Raw genomic sequence first — 16272 nt, forward strand, 5'->3', positions numbered from 1 at the left:
TGCGGAGGGGAAAGAGCGTGACGAATCCGGTTGTGGCTATAGATCACCTCTCGCGAGATCTGCCGGAGGGCCCGGTCGCAATCGTCGGACAGGGACGGATGGGCACCGCGTTGGCACGTTCGTTGCGCGACGCGGGAACGGAGATCGTCGGCCCATTGGGGCGTGATCCGGATGTCGGGAATGCCCCCGTGGTCCTGCTTTGCGTTCCGGACGGTGCTATCGCAGATGTCGCGGCACGGTTGCGTCCGGGAGCCCTGGTCGGACATTGCTCGGGTGCCACCGGCCTCGGAGCTCTGGGGGAGCACGAGGGATTCTCCCTGCATCCGCTGATGACGATCACACGAGCCGCGCCTGCCAGCTTCAACGGTTGCGCTGCGGCGATCGCGGGTACGACCCAGCGGGGATCGGAAGTCGGACGGAAGTTGGCCATGAGCCTGGGCATGCGCCCTATCGCGGTCGCGGAGGGCGACCGCGCCGCCTACCACGTTGCGGCATCGGTCGCCGCGAATTTCCTCGTCACGGTGCTGGGCCTGGCCGAGGATATGGCCGCTACGGTGGGAGTGGATCGCGGGGCATTCCTTCCGTTGGTGGAAACGGCTTTTCGGAACTGGGGCGAACTCGGCGCCTCGCGTGCGCTGACGGGGCCCATCGCTCGCGGCGACGAGAAAACCGTTGCGCTCCAGCGATTCGCGGTTGAACAGCGCTGCCCGCAATCGCTGTTCTTGTTCGACGCGCTCGTCGAGGCGACCAGAGATTTGGCATTCAATCGAACAGCGCAACCCGTGGGGTTCCGTTTCGCCTCCTCGACATCCTTCGACCCACCTTCCACCCGGTGACGGCAGGGATGGCGCCAACGGTCAGCCAGCGTGCCGGGAAGAACAACTAGGAGTGATAGCTTTGTCGACCTACCCCCAGCCTGAAGCCAAGTCCGGAGCCAGCCGCAAACCGGTCACGGTGAACGCACTGGCCGACGTGCGACGCCGCGGTGAACGGATCGTGATGATCACGGCCTACGACTACCCGAGCGCCCAGGTGGTCGATTCCGCTGGCGTCGACATGGTCCTCGTCGGCGATTCGGCCGCCATGACCGTGCTCGGCTATCCCACGACGGTTCCGGTCTCGATCGACGAGATGATCATGCTGACCGCGGCGGTTCGCAGAGGTTTGAAAACCCCGCTGCTGGTCGGCGACCTGCCTTTCGGTTCCTACGAGGTGTCCAACGAGCAAGCGGTGAGCACCGCGGTTCGATTCGTCAAGGAGGGCGGCTGCGACGTCGTCAAGCTCGAGGGCGGCGGCGAGTCGGCGGAGCGGGCGAGGGCCATCGTCCGCGCCGGCATCCCGGTCATGGGCCACATCGGGCTGACCCCGCAAACCGCGACGGCCCTGGGCGGGTTCCGCGCCCAGGGCGTCACCGCTGAACGGGCGCGGTCGGTGCTGGAAGATGCCCTCCGTCTCCAAGCCGCTGGTTGTTTCTCCATCGTCTTCGAAGCGGTTCCGGCCAAAGTCACCAAGGCCATCATGCCGCGCATGAAGGTTCCGGTGATCGGGATTGGCGCGGGCCCGGACACCGACGGCCAAGTGCTCGTCTACCATGACCTGCTGGGCATCTTCGACGGCTTCCAGCCCAAGTTCACCAAGCGGTGGGCCAACATGCGGTCCGCGATGATCGATGCGGTGAGCGGGTACGCCGACGAAGTCCGCCGCAGTGCCTTCCCCGCGCCGGAGCATTGCTACGGCATCAAGCAGGAGGAACTGGAGCAGTTCATCGCCGAGACGGAGCTGTCGGTTCCCGCGCCGGCGAACTCGAGCTCCAGGCGCCCTGTTGAGTCCGTCAGCCACGCGGCGAAAGTCCAGCATTGACGCAGCGTCCGGTGTCGCGTGTTCAGCGGGACCGCCTTGCGGCCTTGGTCAGCACGCTGTCGGTTTGCCCTTTTGCGGAAAGCGCCACGGATGTCCGAACGCGGCAGCTCAGCATCAACGGCAAGGAATGCTGACAAGCGCCTGCAGAGGTTGTTTAGTGTCGTGAGTCGTTAATTCGTTGGTTCTAGTACTCCAGCTGGTGCGCCCAGTGATCAGGAGGTGATCGTCCAGCGGTTGTGACCTGGTCAGAAGCTCGTCGTCGCCTGCCGGTGTGAGTCCGGTCCGGGTAGCTGGCAGGAGGCCCGGTAGCAGGCTGGCAGCCTGGTCTGGAAACGGGTCGGGTTGAAGCCCAGCGTCGAAAGCCCCGTTGGGGGAAGCAACTGAGCGGTCCGTAGCGGGTAGCGAAGCCTGCCGCGTCGTTAGACATTGAGGGAGAGCCGAGCCGTGCGGCTCACGGTGAAGGCCATGGAAGCGGTGAAGATCCTGGAAGTGCAGCCGCGAGGGACTCCCCGGCGTAAGAGGGCGCGGAACGTTCAGATGGTGACGGCGGGAACTGGGGAGGCCCTCCCCGGCCGAAACGTCCTGCGTATGACGTGGACAGGCTCGTCCTATAACCGGTGTGGAGCCGGGAAGTGGATCGGGTGCCGGGAGGGAGTCGGAGGCGGTCGTAGTACTGATCGAGCCGTGCGGACAACATATTGATCGGGAACTTATAGGTGTGATCTTCGTTGTTCTGGCATGATCGCTGGTGTGCGGGACGCGCGGAGGTTGTCGCCTGAGGCGCAGGAGGATTTGCGGCGCAGGGTGGTCGCTGCTGTTCATGGTGGGATGAGTCAGGTCGAGGCGGCCCGGGTGTTCGCGGTGGCCCCGCAGTCGGTGTCCAGATGGGTGCAGGCGTGGCGGAAACGTGGCTCGAAGGGTCTCACCGGGCGTCGCCGGGGTCGCAAGCCCGGCGAGCAGAAAGCGTTGAGTGCCCGCCGGCAGCGCAAGCTGCGGTATGCGGTGGCCGAGCACACCCCGGCCACGTTCGGGCTGACCGGCCTGGTGTGGACCCGCAAGACAGTGGCCGAGCTGATCCGGGTGCGCCACGGCATCGTGCTGAACCTGCGCACCGTCGGCAACTACCTGCGTTCCTGGGGATTGTCGCCGCAGAAACCGATCCGCAAGGCCTACGAACAGGACCCCGAGTCCGTACGCCGATGGCTGGAGGAGGACTACCTGGCCATCGCCGCCCGCGCCCGCCGCGAGGGCGCACTGATCCTGTGGCTGGACCAGACCGGGATCCGCTCCGACGCCACCGTAGCCCGCACCTGGGCACCGGCGGGCCAGACACCGGCGGTGGGCAAAACGGGCAAACGATTCAGCGTGAACGCGATGTGCGCGATCGGGAACAAAGGCGAGCTGTACTTCACCGTCTACACCGGCTCGTTCAACGGCAAGGTGTTCCTGTCCTTCCTGGACCGGCTGACCCGCCATCTGGACCGCAAGGTCCACCTGATCGTTGACGGACACCCCGTCCACCGCCGCAAGACTATCCAGCAATGGATCACCAAGCACGCTGAGGCGATCGCGATGCACTTCCTGCCGGGATACAGCCCCGAACTCAACCCCGACGAGCTACTCAATGCCGACCTCAAACGCACCGTTTCCACCAGCACAGCCCCCAAAACCCGCGCCGAGTTGAAACAAGCGGTCCGCTCCTTCCTCCACCGGCTCCAGAAGCTGCCCGACCGAGTTCGCTCCTACTTCGGCAAACCCGAAGTTCGCTACGCCGCCTAACATCACACATTTGCCACCCGGATCAATAACCGCCGGTGAGGGAAGGGCCGCTGCTTCGTTCATGTGTTATGTCTGGAAGGAGGGGCCCGGTGAGTGCCGATCAGGCTAGTTCCGCCGCGGTGGGGTCCAGGATGGGCCCGGTTCGTGCTTTGCAGCATACGCTTTACCGGTCGGCCAAGGCCGATCCGGGACGACGGTTCCATGCGCTGCGGGACAAGGTCTATCGCAGAGACGTCTTGTGGCGGGCATGGGTCGCGGTGCGCCGCAACGAGGGCGCACCGGGCATCGACGGAACCACCTTGGCCGATGTCGAGGAGTACGGGATTGACCGACTTTTGGGACGAAGTGGCCGAGGATCTGAGGAATGGTGGGTGGCGTCCGTTGCCGGCCCGGCGGGTGTTGATTCCCAAGCCGGGAACGAAGGAACGGCGTCCGCTGTCGATTCCTGCGGTCCGGGACCGTATCGTGCAAGCCGCGTTGAAGATCGTGCTTGAGCCGATCTTCGAGGCTGATTTTCTGCCGTGTAGCTTCGGGTTCCGCCCGAAACGTTCGGCGCACGATGCCCTGCAAGTCCTCATTGATGAGGCATGGCAGGGCAAGCGGTGGGTGGTGGAGACGGACATCGCTGATTGTTTTTCGGCGATTCCGCACGAGAAGTTGATGCAAGCGATCGAGGAACGCATCAGTGACCAAGGGATCCTCAAGCTGTTGCGTGTGATGCTGCGCGCGGGAGTGATGGAGGACGGCGCAGTGCGCCGGGAGGTGTCGGGAACCCCGCAAGGTGGCCCGGCGTCCCCGTTGTTGTGCAACGTGTACCTGCACCGGATGGACCGGGCATGGGACATGGGTGAGCACGGCGTGCTGGTGCGCTACTGCGATGACCTGGTCGTGATGTGCCAGTCACGGGAACAAGCCGAGGCCGCTCTGAAGCGGTTGACGGTCTTGTTGGGTGAGCTTGGGTTGAAGCCCAAGGCAGCCAAGACCCGCATCGTGCAGTTGGCCGAAGGAGGACAGGGGCTGGACTTCCTGGGCTTCCATAACCGGCTGGTGCGCGGGCGAACTCCCCGGTCGGCGCACCTGGTCTTCCTCGCTCGCTGGCCGGCACGTCAGGCGGTCCAGCATGCCCGGGACAGGATTCGGGCTATTACGGCCCGGTCCCGGCTGCTGCTGTCGGTCGAGCGGATCGTGGATGAGTTATTGATCCGTAGGGCAAATGTGTGATGTCAGGCGGCGTAGCGGACTTCGGGTTTGCCGAAGTAGGAGCGAACTCGGCCAGGCGACTTCTGGAGCCGGTGGAGGAAGGAGCGGACCCCTGTTTCCAGCTCGTCGCGGGTTTTCGGGGCTGTGCCGGTGGACATGGTCCGTTTGAGATCGGCATTGAGGATCTCGTCCGGGTTGAGCTCGGGGCTGTATCCGGGCAGGAAGTGCATCTCGATCGCCGCAGCGTGATCGTCCACCCACTTCCGGACGGTCTTACGGCGGTGGACAGGATGACCGTCGACGATCAGGTGGACCTTACGATCCAGGTGACGGGTCAGCCGGTCCAGGAACGGCACGAACACGCTGGCGTTGAACGAGCCGGTGTAGACGGTGAAGTACAGCTCGCCCTTGTTACCGATCGCGCACATGGCGTTCACGCTGAACCGTTTGCCGGTCTTGCCCACCACCGGTGTCTGGCCGACCGGTGCCCAGGTCCGGCCCACTGCGGCATCCGAGCGGATCCCGGTCTGGTCCAGCCACAAGATCACCGCGCCCTCGCGGCGGGCGCGGGCGGCGATGGCCGGATAGTCCTCCTCCAGCCATCGGCGCACGGCCTCGGGGTCCTGCTCGTAGGCCCTGCGGATCGGTTTCTGCGGCGACAATCCCCAGGAACGCAGATAGTTGCCGACGGTGCGCAAACTCAACACGACGCCGTGCCGCACCCGGATCAACTCGGCCACCGCCTTGCGGGTCCACACCACCCCAGCCAGCCCGAACGTGGCCGGGGTGTGCTCGGCCACCGCATACCGCAGCTTGCGCTGCCGGCGGGCACTCAACGCTTTCTGCTCACCAGGCCTGCGACCCCGCCGACGCCCGTCAAGACCCTTCGAACCCTGTTTCCGCCACACCTGCACCCATCTGGACACCGACTGCGGCGCTACCGCGAACACCCGCGCCGCCTCGACCTGCGTCATCCCACCATGGACAGCCGCGACCACCCTACGCCGCAGATCCTCCTGCGCCTCAGGCGATAACCTCCGCGCATCCCGCACACCAGCGATCATGCCAGACCAACGAAGATCACACCCTTAAGTTCCCGATCAATATCTATTAGGGGCACCCCGCCGGTCCTACCCGACAACCGCTTGCACTGGGTCCGCGACGTCATCTACACCGAAGACCACAGCCGAGCCCGCACCGGCAACGCCCCCCGAACAATGGCCTCCCTACCCAACCTCGCCATCAGCGCCCTACGGTTGGCCGGACACACCAACATCGCCAAAGCACTACGCCACACCGCCGCGACTTCACCCGACCACTCACCCTCTACGGAATCACGAGCAATGCTGGAGACCTGTGGATCGGCTGGGAAGGGGCGTACCTTCCCAGTGATCGGATGCAAGGTTCCAAGCATGGCCGACGTTGGCGCGTCGGTCGGGAAGGTACGACCCGATGCTCAGCGTAGTCCCTGGCCCCGAGCCCCGTAGCGATGCCCCAGCCTCGGGTTCGGCATCGTTGATCGATGAGATCGTCCGTGAGGGCGCCCGGCGGATGCTGGCCGAGGCGTTGCAGGCCGAGGTAGATGCCTTCATCGCGCAGTTCGCCGACGCCCGTGACGAGCATGGCCACCGCCTGGTCGTGCGTAATGGCTATCATCAGGCCCGCGAGGTCCTGACGTCTGCCGGCGCGGTCGAAGTCCAGGCGCCGCGGGTCAACGACAAGCGCACCGATCCGGACACCGGTGCGCGCCAGCGGTTTTCCTCGGCGATCCTGCCGCCATGGGCACGTAAGACCCCGAAGATCACCGAAGTGCTCCCGCTGCTGTACCTGCATGGGCTCTCCAGCGGGGACTTCGTGCCCGCACTGGGCCAATTTCTGGGCAGTAGCAAGGGGTTATCCGCCCCTGTGATCACGAAACTGACCGAGCAGTGGAGGACGGAGCACCGCGCGTTCACCGAACGCGATCTTTCCGAAATGGACTATGTGTATCTGTGGGCCGACGGCATCCATGTGAACATCCGCCTGGAAGAGCACAAACTCTGCCTGCTGGTGATGATCGGTGTCCGAGCCGACGGCCGCAAAGAACTCGTCGCACTGGCCGACGGCTACCGCGAATCGGTCGAATCGTGGGCTGATCTGCTGCGGGACTGCGCCCGCCGTGGGATGCGAGCGCCGGTGCTGGCCGTGGGGGACGGGGCACTGGGGTTCTGGGGCGCACTCCACGAGGTTTTCCCCGGCACCCGTGCGCAGCGCTGCTGGTTTCACAAGATCGGCAACGTGCTCGCCGCGCTGCCGAAATCAGCACATCCCGGCGCGAAGAAGGCCCTGGCCGAGATCTGGAACGCAGAAGACCGCCGGCACGCCCTGGACGCGGTGAAAGCGTTCGAGACCGCCTACGGGGCGAAGTTCCCCAAGGCCGTCGCCAAGATCACCGACGACGTCGACGAGCTACTGGTCTTCTACAACTATCCCGCCCAGCACTGGGTTCATCTGCGTACTACCAACCCCATCGTTATCTGGAGCTTCCGTGCGTGTGTCTTCCATGTGTGCCACGGGTTTGTCGTGGGCTGCGGTCGGCGTGGTGGACATGGTTATCTCCGGGCTCGTCCAGCATGTCGATCACGTTGGAGGAGCAGGTGCAGGTGCAACGGGTGGCGATGCCCGCCTCGCGGGTGCCGTCGTGGACGGTCCTGGGCGATGACGACGCCCCGGTCGAGCCGATCGAGCGTTATCTGGCCTATCTGACCGATATCGAGCGGTCACCGAACACGGTCAAGGCGTATGCGCATGATTTGAAGGACTACTGGGTCTTCCTGGAGCATCGGGGCCTGGACTGGCGGGAGGTGCGCCTGGAGGACATTGGTGAGTACGTCGCCTGGCTGCGGCTGCCGCCGACCGGCCGTGATGGCCAGGTGGCCGTGCTGCCCTCGCTCCAGCCGCATGTGGCTGGGTCCACGATCAACCGGAAGCTTTCGGCGCTGGCGGCGTTTTATGCGTATCAGGCGCGGCATGGCGTGGATGTCGGTGAGCTGTTGACCACGTGGCAGGTGCCCGGTCGGCGGGGCGGGTGGAAGCCGTTTTTGCACCACATCAGCAAGGACAAACCCCAACCGAGCCGGATGATCACGGTGAAAGCACCGAAGAAGCTGCCCCGGATCCTGACAGTCACTGAGATGCAGTCCATTGTGGATGCTTGTGACCGGCTGCGAGATCGCTTCCTTTGGTCCTTGTTGTGGGATTCCGGCTGCCGGATCGGGGAGGCGTTGGGCCTGCGGCATGCCGATATCGCCGCCGCGGAACGGGAGATCGTGATCGTGCCCCGGGTCAACGACAACGGCGCCCGATCCAAATCACGCGAGCAACGCGCCGTCCCGGTCTCCACGGAGCTGATCCGGCTGTGGGGTGACTATCTGCACGGCGAATACGGCGATGTGGACTCGGACTACGTGTTCGTGAACCTTTTCGCCGAACCACGGGGGCAGGCGTTGTCCTACCCGGCGGTCTACGAGCTGGTGAAACGGCTGCGGCGACGCACCGGGATCGACTTCGATCCGCACTGGTGCCGGCATTCGGCGGCGACCAGGATGCTGCGGGACGGCGTGCCCATCGAGGTCGTGTCCAAGGTCTTGGGCCATTCCTCGGTGACCACCACGATGTCCGTTTACGGGCATTTGACCGCCGAGGACGCGCGGCGGGCGTTGGAGAACGCAGGTTGGTTCACCGGGCGTGAGGTGAGCTGGTGAGCCTGTTCGAGATCACCCACGCCCAGCGCGCAGGATGGCAGCGCCGCGCAGCTGGCGAACTGGCCGCGATCCTGGATGCCCACCCACATCTGCCGATCATCGCGTGGACGCTGGCGCCCTCCGGCAGCCTCGTGGTGGGGCAGGTGAACGGACCCGCGCCAGCTGAGCAGCTCCGCGCGACATTCGAGCATTGGCGGTCCGCCCTGCGGCTTGCCGAGCCCCACGAGGTCACCTTCAGCGGCGGATCGGTGTTGCTGACCACGCAGGCGGCGTTCAACCATGTCCGGATCAAGCTGACCGCCACCCTTCCGCCCGACGCGCGGCAGGTGACGCCATGAATCGCGAAATTGCCAAGGCGCAGCGGCAAGCCACGGCCTCTCCCGGGCTGCTGGAGAAGTTGATGGCCGCGGTGCGCCCGGAGTTCCGCAGCGACCTTGTCGTTTTCGATCCTCGCGATCCGGTGTTCGGTGGTCCGGCATGCGCAGTGCCCGGATGCGTCCGGACAGCGCGCAGCCAGGGATTGTGTCCCGGGCATCATCAGCGGTGGTGGCGCAGGGAGGGCAAGCCCGATCTCGCGCGGTTCATCGCCACCACAGACCAGCAGGTCGCCGGCCCGTTGAGCGACAGTCCCACCAGCAGTGTGGTGCCCGCCTGCGAATGCAAGGTCAGCCTTGCCGCGCTGGCCCCGCAGCTGAAGCTGGAGGTGCAGTATGTGCTGCAATGCCGCCGCGACGAGCGGCTGGTCCGGACCCAGGTCACCACGGTCGCTCGCATGGTGCGGCTGTTGGCGGGCCTGCCGGTCGCCTCGCTGCTGGACTGGGACGAGGAGACCTTACGGACCGCGTTTGGTCGCCCGGCGCCGAAGGACGCGGGACCGCGGACCCTGGTTATCTACGGGGTGCGCAAGCTGGAGGATCTAGCCGAGGACCACGGATGGGACACCGAGTATCGGCGGGATGTGTGGCGGTTGCGGCGCCTCGGGCGGCCCACCGGAGGCGGGTCTCCCGCTCGCCTGCGATTCAATGCCATTGCCCAGCCGTGGTTGAAGGAGTTAGCCAAGCGGTGGGTGCGGTGGCGGTTGAGTACAGGACTGGGCAGCACCGCCGCGGCCCGGTGTGTCACCGCGATCACGCGGTTCGCACAATTCCTTGCCACCCACGAGATCGGCATTGACAGCCTGGCCAGCGTGGATCGACCGGTCCTGGAGCGGTACCTGGCCGACCTGCACGTCGAGTTCACCGGCCGACCGGCGCATCGCACCCACGTCGGGCTGCTCAACCAGTTCTTCAACGCGATCCGCCAGCACAGCTGGGACTCCTCGCTGCCGACGACCGCGACATTTTATCCCGAGGACTACCCGAAACACGGCGAACAACTGCCTCGCGCGGTAGCCGAGTACGTGATGGTCCAGGTAGAACATCCGTCCAATTTGGACCAGTGGGACCACCCGGCCTACCGGCTGGTCACGCTCATCCTGATCCGCTGTGGCTTGCGCGTCTCCGACGCGCTCAAGCTGCCGTTTGACTGTGTCGTCCTAGTGTCCTGCACCGGAAATTCATGGTCGAAATGGCTATACTGCGGGAATGGCGAGGACTGGGCGGCCGAAGGCTGAGTTGGTGCTGACCGACGATGAGCGTTCGACGTTGCAGCGTTGGGCTCGGCGGGCGAAGAGTTCGCAGGCTTTGGCGTTGCGGTGTCGGATTGTGCTGGCATGCGCCGATGGTTTGTCCAATGTGGATGTCGCCGAGAAGTTGCGGGTGTCGCGGCCGACGGTGGGCAAGTGGCGGTCGCGGTTTGTCCAGCGACGACTGAAGGGGTTGGTCGACGAGGATCGCCCAGGCGCGCCGCGGAAGATCACCGACGAACAGGTGGAGAAGGTGGTCGTCTCGACGTTGGAAGAGAAACCGAACAACGCGACGCATTGGTCGCGTACATCGATGGCGAAGCGTTCCGGGCTGAGTAAATCGACCGTGGGACGGATCTGGAAAGCGTTCAACCTTAAACCCCACTTGGCCGACACATTCAAGCTCTCTACCGATCCGCAGTTCATCGAGAAGGTCCGTAACGTCGTCGGCCTGTATATGAACCCGCCCGAGAACGCAGTGGTTCTGTGCACCGATGAGAAATCCCAGGTGCAAGCGCTGGAGAGGTCCCAGCCGGTGTTGCCGATGATGCCCGGCATGCCCGAGCGGCGCACCCACGACTACGTCCGTCACGGCGTCACCAGCCTGTTCGCCGCCTTCGACATCGCCACCGGCAAGGTCATCTCCTCGCTGCACCGCCGGCACCGCTCGGTCGAGTTCCGCAAATTTCTCACCAAGATCGACAAAACCGTACCGGCGGAGTTAGGCGTCCATGTCATTTGTGACAACTACGCCACCCACAAAACCGAGATCATCCAGAAATGGCTAGCGAAGCATCCCCGATTCCAAATCCACTTCATCCCGACCGGATCGTCCTGGATCAACCAGGTCGAACGCTGGTTCGGCGAATTGACCACCAAACTCCTGCAACGCGGCGTGCACACCAGCGTCCAGGCACTCGAGGCCGATATCCGCAACTGGATCGACGAGTGGAACAACGATCCCCGGCCGTTCATCTGGACGAAGAGCGCTGACGAGATCTTGGAGTCACTCCGATCATATTGTCAACGAATCTCCGGCGCAGGACACTAGATGCCGAGGGCGCACCCTATCTGCGCTACCACAATCACAAGATGAACCGGGAGGCACTGGTCCCGATCGATGAACAACTCCAGCAGTCGATCAGCGAGCAGCAGCAACACGTCCTGGGCCGCTGGACCGACGGTGTCCCGGTGCTCTTCCCCCGCCCCCTGACCAATCCGGACGGCTCCAAGCCTGTCAACAGCGCCACCTACCGGCAGGCCCTGCACCGATGGCTGCAACGCTGCGACATCCGCGACGAACACGGCCGCCCGGTGCATCTCACTCCCCACCAGTGGCGGCACTCGCTGGGCACCAGATTGATCAACCGGGACGTGCCGCAGGAAGTGGTCCGCCGCATCCTCGATCACGACTCGCACCTCATGACAGGCCACTACGCCCGGCTGTCGGACACGACGATCCGCCGGCATTGGGAAGCCGCACGCAAGGTCAACGCCAACGGCGAGACGGTGACCCTGGACCCCGACGGGCCGCTGGCCGAGGCGTCCTGGGCCAAGCAGCGGATCTCCCGCGCCACCCAGGCTTTGCCCAACGGCTACTGCAGTCTGCCGCTGATCAAGACCTGCCCGCATGCCAACTCGTGCCTAACCTGTCCGATGTTCATCACTACCACCGAGTTCCTCCCCCAGCACCGGCACCACCAGCAGCAGGTGTTGCAGATCATCACCGCGGCCGAGGCGCGGGGCCAGACCCGCATGGTGGAGATGAATCGCCAGGTCGCCGACAACCTCGCAAAGATCATCACAACCCTCGAGAACGGCGAAGCCAACACCAGCAGGGAGACGTCAGCCGATGCGTCCTGACAACACCGCCCCGATCATCGCCGCGGCCCAGCGACGCCGCGAATTGACCCGAGCGAAGGCCCTCCAGGCACCGCGCGAACTCGACCGCACCGGCGCGCCGATCACTTTCCAGTCAGTGGCCGCAGCAGCTGAGGTGTCCCGGTCCTGGCTCTATGCCCAACCCGACATCCGGGCCGAAATCCAACGCCTACGGGAGGCAACCCGGCGCGCTCCCGCAGCGCCGATTCCTGCAAGTCAGCGCACCTCGGAGGAATCTGCCCTGGCACGACTGGACATCGCCCTCAAACGAAACCGCGAACTCGCCGAAGAAAACCAACGGCTTCGCCGACAACTCGCCCGTGCACTCGGTGAGCACCGCCGATCACCCCATTCGCGAGACCCCGGCGATTCACCCCCACCTCCAGCCAAACCGCATCGCACTTCAGTAACGATCGGACCCTGCTGAACCCACCCCGACAACCGCCGGCGGTTGCGTCGACAACACCATCTACGACGCAACCGCCCAGGCCAAAGCAATGATCATCCGCCGAACTCAAGATAACCATGGGGTTGGTAGTACGCAGATGAACCCAGTGCTGGGCGGGAAAGTCATAGAAGGCCAGTAGCTCGTCGACGTCGTCGGTGATCTTGGCGACGGCCTTGGGGAACTTCGCCCCGTAGGCGGTCTCGAACGCTTTCACCGCGTCCAGGGCGTGCCGGCGGTCTTCTGCGTTCCAGATCTCGGCCAGGGCCTTCTTCGCGCCGGGATGTGCTGATTTCGGCAGCGCGGCGAGCACGTTGCCGATCTTGTGGAACCAGCAGCGCTGCGCACGGGTGCCGGGGAAAACCTCGTGGAGTGCGCCCCAGAACCCCAGTGCCCCGTCCCCCACGGCCAGCACCGGCGCTCGCATCCCACGGCGGGCGCAGTCCCGCAGCAGATCAGCCCACGATTCGACCGATTCGCGGTAGCCGTCGGCCAGTGCGACGAGTTCTTTGCGGCCGTCGGCTCGGACACCGATCATCACCAGCAGGCAGAGTTTGTGCTCTTCCAGGCGGATGTTCACATGGATGCCGTCGGCCCACAGATACACATAGTCCATTTCGGAAAGATCGCGTTCGGTGAACGCGCGGTGCTCCGTCCTCCACTGCTCGGTCAGTTTCGTGATCACAGGGGCGGATAACCCCTTGCTACTGCCCAGAAATTGGCCCAGTGCGGGCACGAAGTCCCCGCTGGAGAGCCCATGCAGGTACAGCAGCGGGAGCACTTCGGTGATCTTCGGGGTCTTACGTGCCCATGGCGGCAGGATCGCCGAGGAAAACCGCTGGCGCGCACCGGTGTCCGGATCGGTGCGCTTGTCGTTGACCCGCGGCGCCTGGACTTCGACCGCGCCGGCAGACGTCAGGACCTCGCGGGCCTGATGATAGCCATTACGCACGACCAGGCGGTGGCCATGCTCGTCACGGGCGTCGGCGAACTGCGCGATGAAGGCATCTACCTCGGCCTGCAACGCCTCGGCCAGCATCCGCCGGGCGCCCTCACGGACGATCTCATCGATCAACGATGCCGAACCCGAGGCTGGGGCATCGCTACGGGGCTCGGGGCCAGGGACTACGCTGAGCATCGGGTCGTACCTTCCCGACCGACGCGCCAACGTCGGCCATGCTTGGAACCTTGCATCCGATCACTGGGAAGGTACGCCCCTTCCCAGCCGATCCACAGGTCTCCAGCATTGCTCCAGACGAACCTGAACCCCCCTCTGCTGCTCACGCCCCGGAAATGCCGCAGAACTCGTCAACTACGTGACTGCACCAGGCCAGGCACTAGGTCGCGCCATGGAGCTCGACGCCGTCGTGGAAGTCCAGGTCACCGACCACCCATCCCCCGCCGTGGCGGGTAGACGGCCGCTGGAAGCGGGCTCGGCTGCGTCCCGGGGTGGTACATGCGCACGCGCAGGGAACCGACGCACCGGTCGGTGACCTCCCCGACCGACGGGACGGCGCTGTGTGGAGGTGGCGAGGCGGCCCTCATCCGGCGGGCAGCGGTGCCAGCCGCGCCGAGGCGGCGTCAAGCGTGGCCATCAGGGCCCCCGCACGGCGCCGACAATGTTTCGGTCTACACGGCGTTGTTCGTGACACTGGACGCGCAGCGGATCGCGCTGTCGGTGGCGGTGTTCCTGGTGATGGTCGCGGTGTGTCGCCCAACACCTGGTTGGTCGGGAGCAACAAGGAAGTGGTGTCGGCGCTGACGCATCTGGCCTAATGGCTGGCGCCCTCGGTCTTCATCGCGATAGGCGCAGCGATCTTGATCAAGACCGGGGTGCTGGTGCAACTCGTCGAGTAGTTGTGAGCAGACCAGTCGGTCAGCCCGCGATGATGAGGTAGAGACCGTAGAGGACAAGCACGACGCAGGCCGCGAAGCACAATGCCGCTGTCACGTTGGGTCCTAGCGACGACGTGTGCCGCTCGAACGCGGCGGTGCGTTTCCCCATGGCCACGATGCCCAGGCTGAACAGCACCACGACGACGACGCCAACAGCCAGCGAGACCACGAAGACGCTGCCGAGTCCGCCCCAACTGATGTGCATCGCTGCGCCTGCCCCTCTCAGCCCACGGGAACTTCGTTGACGTTCGTCGCATTGATCGGATTTCGTCGCGACACCCAAAAGGCGCCCGCCGCCAGTGCGAGGGCGACCACGGCGACGAGCACCGTGCCGCCGACGCCTTGCGAGGCGACCCCGCCGGCGACTGCACCGATCGCGGCCGCGGCGGGCAAGGTCAGGACCCACGCGACCACCATCTGCCCGGCCACTCCCCAGTGCACCTCGGCCAGTTTCTTGCCGACGCCCGCTCCGACGACGCTGCCCGAGGCGACGTGCGTGGTGGACAGCGGGAAACCGACATGCGAACTGGAAAGGATCACCGCGGCGGTGCTGGCCTCCGCCGCGAAACCCTGCGGCGACTCGATCTCGGTGATGCGCTTGCCCACGGTGTGGATGATTCGCCACCCACCGAAGTAGGTACCCACCCCTATGGACAGCCCGGCGATGAGAATCACCCACACCGGCGGACGCGAACCCACGGGCAGCGCGCCGGCCGTGATCAACGTCAGCGTGATCACGCCCATCGTCTTCTGCGCGTCGTTCGTGCCGTGCGCCAGCGATACCAGCGAGGCAGAGGCCACCTGACCGGCCCGGAACCCGCCCACACGCACCGATCGGTCGGTGCGGCGGGTCAGGACATAGGCGAGGTAGGTGGCGATCATGGCCACTACGCCCGCGATCACCGGGGACGTCAGCGCAGGCACCACGACTTTCTCGACGACCGTGGCGAACTGCACTGCGCTGGAACCGGCCGCCACCCACGTAGCACCGATGAGCCCTCCGATCAGCGCGTGCGAGGAACTCGATGGCAGCCCGACCAACCAGGTGGCCAGGTTCCAGAGGATCGCGCCCACCAAACCCCCGAAGACAACCGACGGACCGATCCGGGCCTCGTTGACGATTCCGCTGGAAATCGTCTGGGCCACCTGGACCGACAGAAAAGCACCCACGAGGTTGAGCACGGCCGAAATCCCGACCGCGACCTTCGGCCGGAGGGCGCGGGTGGCGATCGAGGTCGCCATCGCGTTCGCGGTGTCGTGGAATCCGTTGGTGAAATCGAACACCATGGCAGTGACGATGACCAGGAGCACCAACGAGATGTCCATGTCCACATGCTGTACGGGCGCAGACCGGGATGTCGAGGGCAGAAAGTTGGTGGTGCCGCCCGATTTCCGCACCACGCTCACACATCCGTAGCACCGCGGGATCGACATCGTCGGCCGGGACCTTCGCGTGAAACACCACCGGAGCATCGTTCGCCGGTACCCGACTACCGGATGCCACCCGCGAATCAGAGGCGCCGCTCGGACGGCTCAAGCCGGTAGTCGTTGAAGCTCGCCTCGCGGACCGCCAGCAGCCAGTCCGGGGCGAACTGCCACAGCTCGGTGCCGCTTCACGGGGCACGGGCCGTTCCGCAGGAGTGGCTCGCGTCCCTGGAGCTGCGCGAGCAGTGCCAAAGGTGCCTCAACACGAAACAGCTCGCCGACCTGCGAAAACAGGAAATTCCTCCAGATAAAGTTCGGGCGACTTGTTGCGATCGACCTTGAGCCTGGTGGCGTACACGACTAGGTAGAGGCTCTCGCTGGACCTCGATCGGGACCGCGCGTTCCGGTGCCTGGCCGCC

The 16272-nt window shown here is 65.1% G+C and carries 14 protein-coding genes and 2 pseudogenes; 12 read left to right on the top strand and 4 right to left on the bottom strand.

All coding sequences use genetic code 11. The annotated features are described in order from the left end of the window. Nucleotides 1-98 precede the first annotated feature (98 nt). From DL519_RS18470 to ltrA, 4 genes are all read left to right on the top strand, one after another. Nucleotides 99-836 carry a DUF2520 domain-containing protein gene (locus tag DL519_RS18470; protein WP_190816598.1) on the top strand — a complete coding sequence of 246 codons (738 nt, stop codon included), beginning with the start codon at nt 99-101 and terminating at the stop codon, nt 834-836. A gap of 61 nt (nt 837-897) precedes the next feature. After that, nucleotides 898-1860, top strand: a complete 963-nt coding sequence (gene panB / locus DL519_RS18475) for a 3-methyl-2-oxobutanoate hydroxymethyltransferase (protein WP_190816600.1) — start codon at nt 898-900, stop codon at nt 1858-1860. Nucleotides 1861-2598: 738 nt separating this feature from the next. Then, nucleotides 2599-3639: an IS630 family transposase gene (locus DL519_RS18480; protein WP_190813440.1), complete on the top strand. Its 1041-nt coding sequence runs from the start codon at nt 2599-2601 to the stop codon at nt 3637-3639. Nucleotides 3640-3945: 306 nt separating this feature from the next. After that, nucleotides 3946-4860, top strand: a complete 915-nt coding sequence (gene ltrA / locus DL519_RS18485) for a group II intron reverse transcriptase/maturase (protein ID WP_223839217.1) — start codon at nt 3946-3948, stop codon at nt 4858-4860. 2 nt (nt 4861-4862) lie between these two features. Here ltrA and DL519_RS18490 read toward each other — a convergent pair whose 3' ends face one another. Then, entirely contained in the window at nt 4863-5903 is a 1041-nt protein-coding gene (locus DL519_RS18490; RefSeq protein ID WP_190816602.1) for an IS630 family transposase, read from the bottom strand. 388 nt (nt 5904-6291) lie between these two features. On the opposite strand from DL519_RS18490, the pseudogene DL519_RS18495 reads away from it, so the two are divergent. The 7 genes and pseudogenes from DL519_RS18495 to DL519_RS46790 all read left to right on the top strand — a co-directional run. Continuing rightward, nucleotides 6292-7350 (top strand): annotated as a pseudogene (locus tag DL519_RS18495) (IS256 family transposase); the annotation flags it as partial. 146 nt (nt 7351-7496) lie between these two features. Next, nucleotides 7497-8582, top strand: a complete 1086-nt coding sequence (locus DL519_RS18500; RefSeq protein WP_223840239.1) for a site-specific integrase — start codon at nt 7497-7499, stop codon at nt 8580-8582. Then, complete coding sequence (locus DL519_RS18505; protein ID WP_190813056.1) at nt 8579-8920, top strand: hypothetical protein; 342 nt, start codon at nt 8579-8581, stop codon at nt 8918-8920. The genes DL519_RS18500 and DL519_RS18505 overlap by 4 nt, the downstream gene beginning before the upstream one ends. Next, nucleotides 8917-10194 carry a hypothetical protein gene (locus DL519_RS18510; RefSeq protein WP_190816604.1) on the top strand — a complete coding sequence of 426 codons (1278 nt, stop codon included), beginning with the start codon at nt 8917-8919 and terminating at the stop codon, nt 10192-10194. Before DL519_RS18505 ends, DL519_RS18510 begins: the two co-directional genes overlap by 4 nt. Continuing rightward, complete coding sequence (locus DL519_RS18515) at nt 10166-11257, top strand: IS630 family transposase (protein WP_190812759.1); 1092 nt, start codon at nt 10166-10168, stop codon at nt 11255-11257. The genes DL519_RS18510 and DL519_RS18515 overlap by 29 nt, the downstream gene beginning before the upstream one ends. Nucleotides 11258-11298: 41 nt before the next feature. After that, nucleotides 11299-12069: a tyrosine-type recombinase/integrase gene (locus DL519_RS18520; RefSeq protein WP_397544955.1), complete on the top strand. Its 771-nt coding sequence runs from the start codon at nt 11299-11301 to the stop codon at nt 12067-12069. Continuing rightward, nucleotides 12059-12514 (top strand): DUF6262 family protein, encoded by a 456-nt coding sequence (locus DL519_RS46790; protein ID WP_223838443.1) that lies wholly within the window; start codon nt 12059-12061, stop codon nt 12512-12514. Before DL519_RS18520 ends, DL519_RS46790 begins: the two co-directional genes overlap by 11 nt. A 97-nt stretch (nt 12515-12611) precedes the next feature. Here DL519_RS46790 and DL519_RS18525 read toward each other — a convergent pair. Next, nucleotides 12612-13670: pseudogene (locus DL519_RS18525) on the bottom strand (IS256 family transposase); the annotation flags it as partial. A gap of 318 nt (nt 13671-13988) precedes the next feature. On the opposite strand from DL519_RS18525, the gene DL519_RS18530 reads away from it, so the two are divergent. Continuing rightward, a complete protein-coding gene (locus DL519_RS18530; RefSeq protein ID WP_190816494.1) occupies nt 13989-14294 on the top strand; it encodes a hypothetical protein in 306 nt (101 codons plus the stop codon). A 114-nt stretch (nt 14295-14408) separates the two neighbouring features. On the opposite strand, the gene DL519_RS18535 is transcribed toward DL519_RS18530, so the two are convergent. Continuing rightward, the gene (locus DL519_RS18535) at nt 14409-14633 is read right to left on the bottom strand and encodes a hypothetical protein (RefSeq protein WP_190816606.1); all 225 of its coding nucleotides are present in this window, start codon (nt 14631-14633) and stop codon (nt 14409-14411) included. A gap of 17 nt (nt 14634-14650) precedes the next feature. Beyond that, on the bottom strand, nt 14651-15754 hold the full coding sequence (locus tag DL519_RS18540) for an inorganic phosphate transporter (protein ID WP_190816608.1): 1104 nt from the start codon (nt 15752-15754) through the stop codon (nt 14651-14653). Between the last annotated feature and the right edge of the window lie 518 nt (nt 15755-16272).

The sequence above is a fragment of the Saccharopolyspora pogona genome (assembly GCF_014697215.1).
Taxonomy (GTDB): Bacteria; Actinomycetota; Actinomycetes; order Mycobacteriales; family Pseudonocardiaceae; genus Saccharopolyspora; species Saccharopolyspora hattusasensis.

Coding starts and splice junctions, on each gene's coding strand:
- DL519_RS18470 (WP_190816598.1), top strand. CDS start 99: ATGGGCACCGCGTTGGCACGTTCGTTGCGCGACGCGGGAACGGAGATC.
- DL519_RS18480 (WP_190813440.1), top strand. CDS start 2,599: ATGATCGCTGGTGTGCGGGACGCGCGGAGGTTGTCGCCTGAGGCGCAG.
- ltrA (WP_223839217.1), top strand. CDS start 3,946: ATGTCGAGGAGTACGGGATTGACCGACTTTTGGGACGAAGTGGCCGAG.
- DL519_RS18490 (WP_190816602.1), bottom strand. CDS start 5,903: ATGATCGCTGGTGTGCGGGATGCGCGGAGGTTATCGCCTGAGGCGCAG.
- DL519_RS18500 (WP_223840239.1), top strand. CDS start 7,497: ATGCCCGCCTCGCGGGTGCCGTCGTGGACGGTCCTGGGCGATGACGAC.
- DL519_RS18510 (WP_190816604.1), top strand. CDS start 8,917: ATGAATCGCGAAATTGCCAAGGCGCAGCGGCAAGCCACGGCCTCTCCC.
- DL519_RS18515 (WP_190812759.1), top strand. CDS start 10,166: ATGGCGAGGACTGGGCGGCCGAAGGCTGAGTTGGTGCTGACCGACGAT.
- DL519_RS18520 (WP_397544955.1), top strand. CDS start 11,299: ATGAACCGGGAGGCACTGGTCCCGATCGATGAACAACTCCAGCAGTCG.
- DL519_RS46790 (WP_223838443.1), top strand. CDS start 12,059: ATGCGTCCTGACAACACCGCCCCGATCATCGCCGCGGCCCAGCGACGC.
- DL519_RS18530 (WP_190816494.1), top strand. CDS start 13,989: ATGCGCACGCGCAGGGAACCGACGCACCGGTCGGTGACCTCCCCGACC.
- DL519_RS18535 (WP_190816606.1), bottom strand. CDS start 14,633: ATGCACATCAGTTGGGGCGGACTCGGCAGCGTCTTCGTGGTCTCGCTG.
- DL519_RS18540 (WP_190816608.1), bottom strand. CDS start 15,754: ATGGACATCTCGTTGGTGCTCCTGGTCATCGTCACTGCCATGGTGTTC.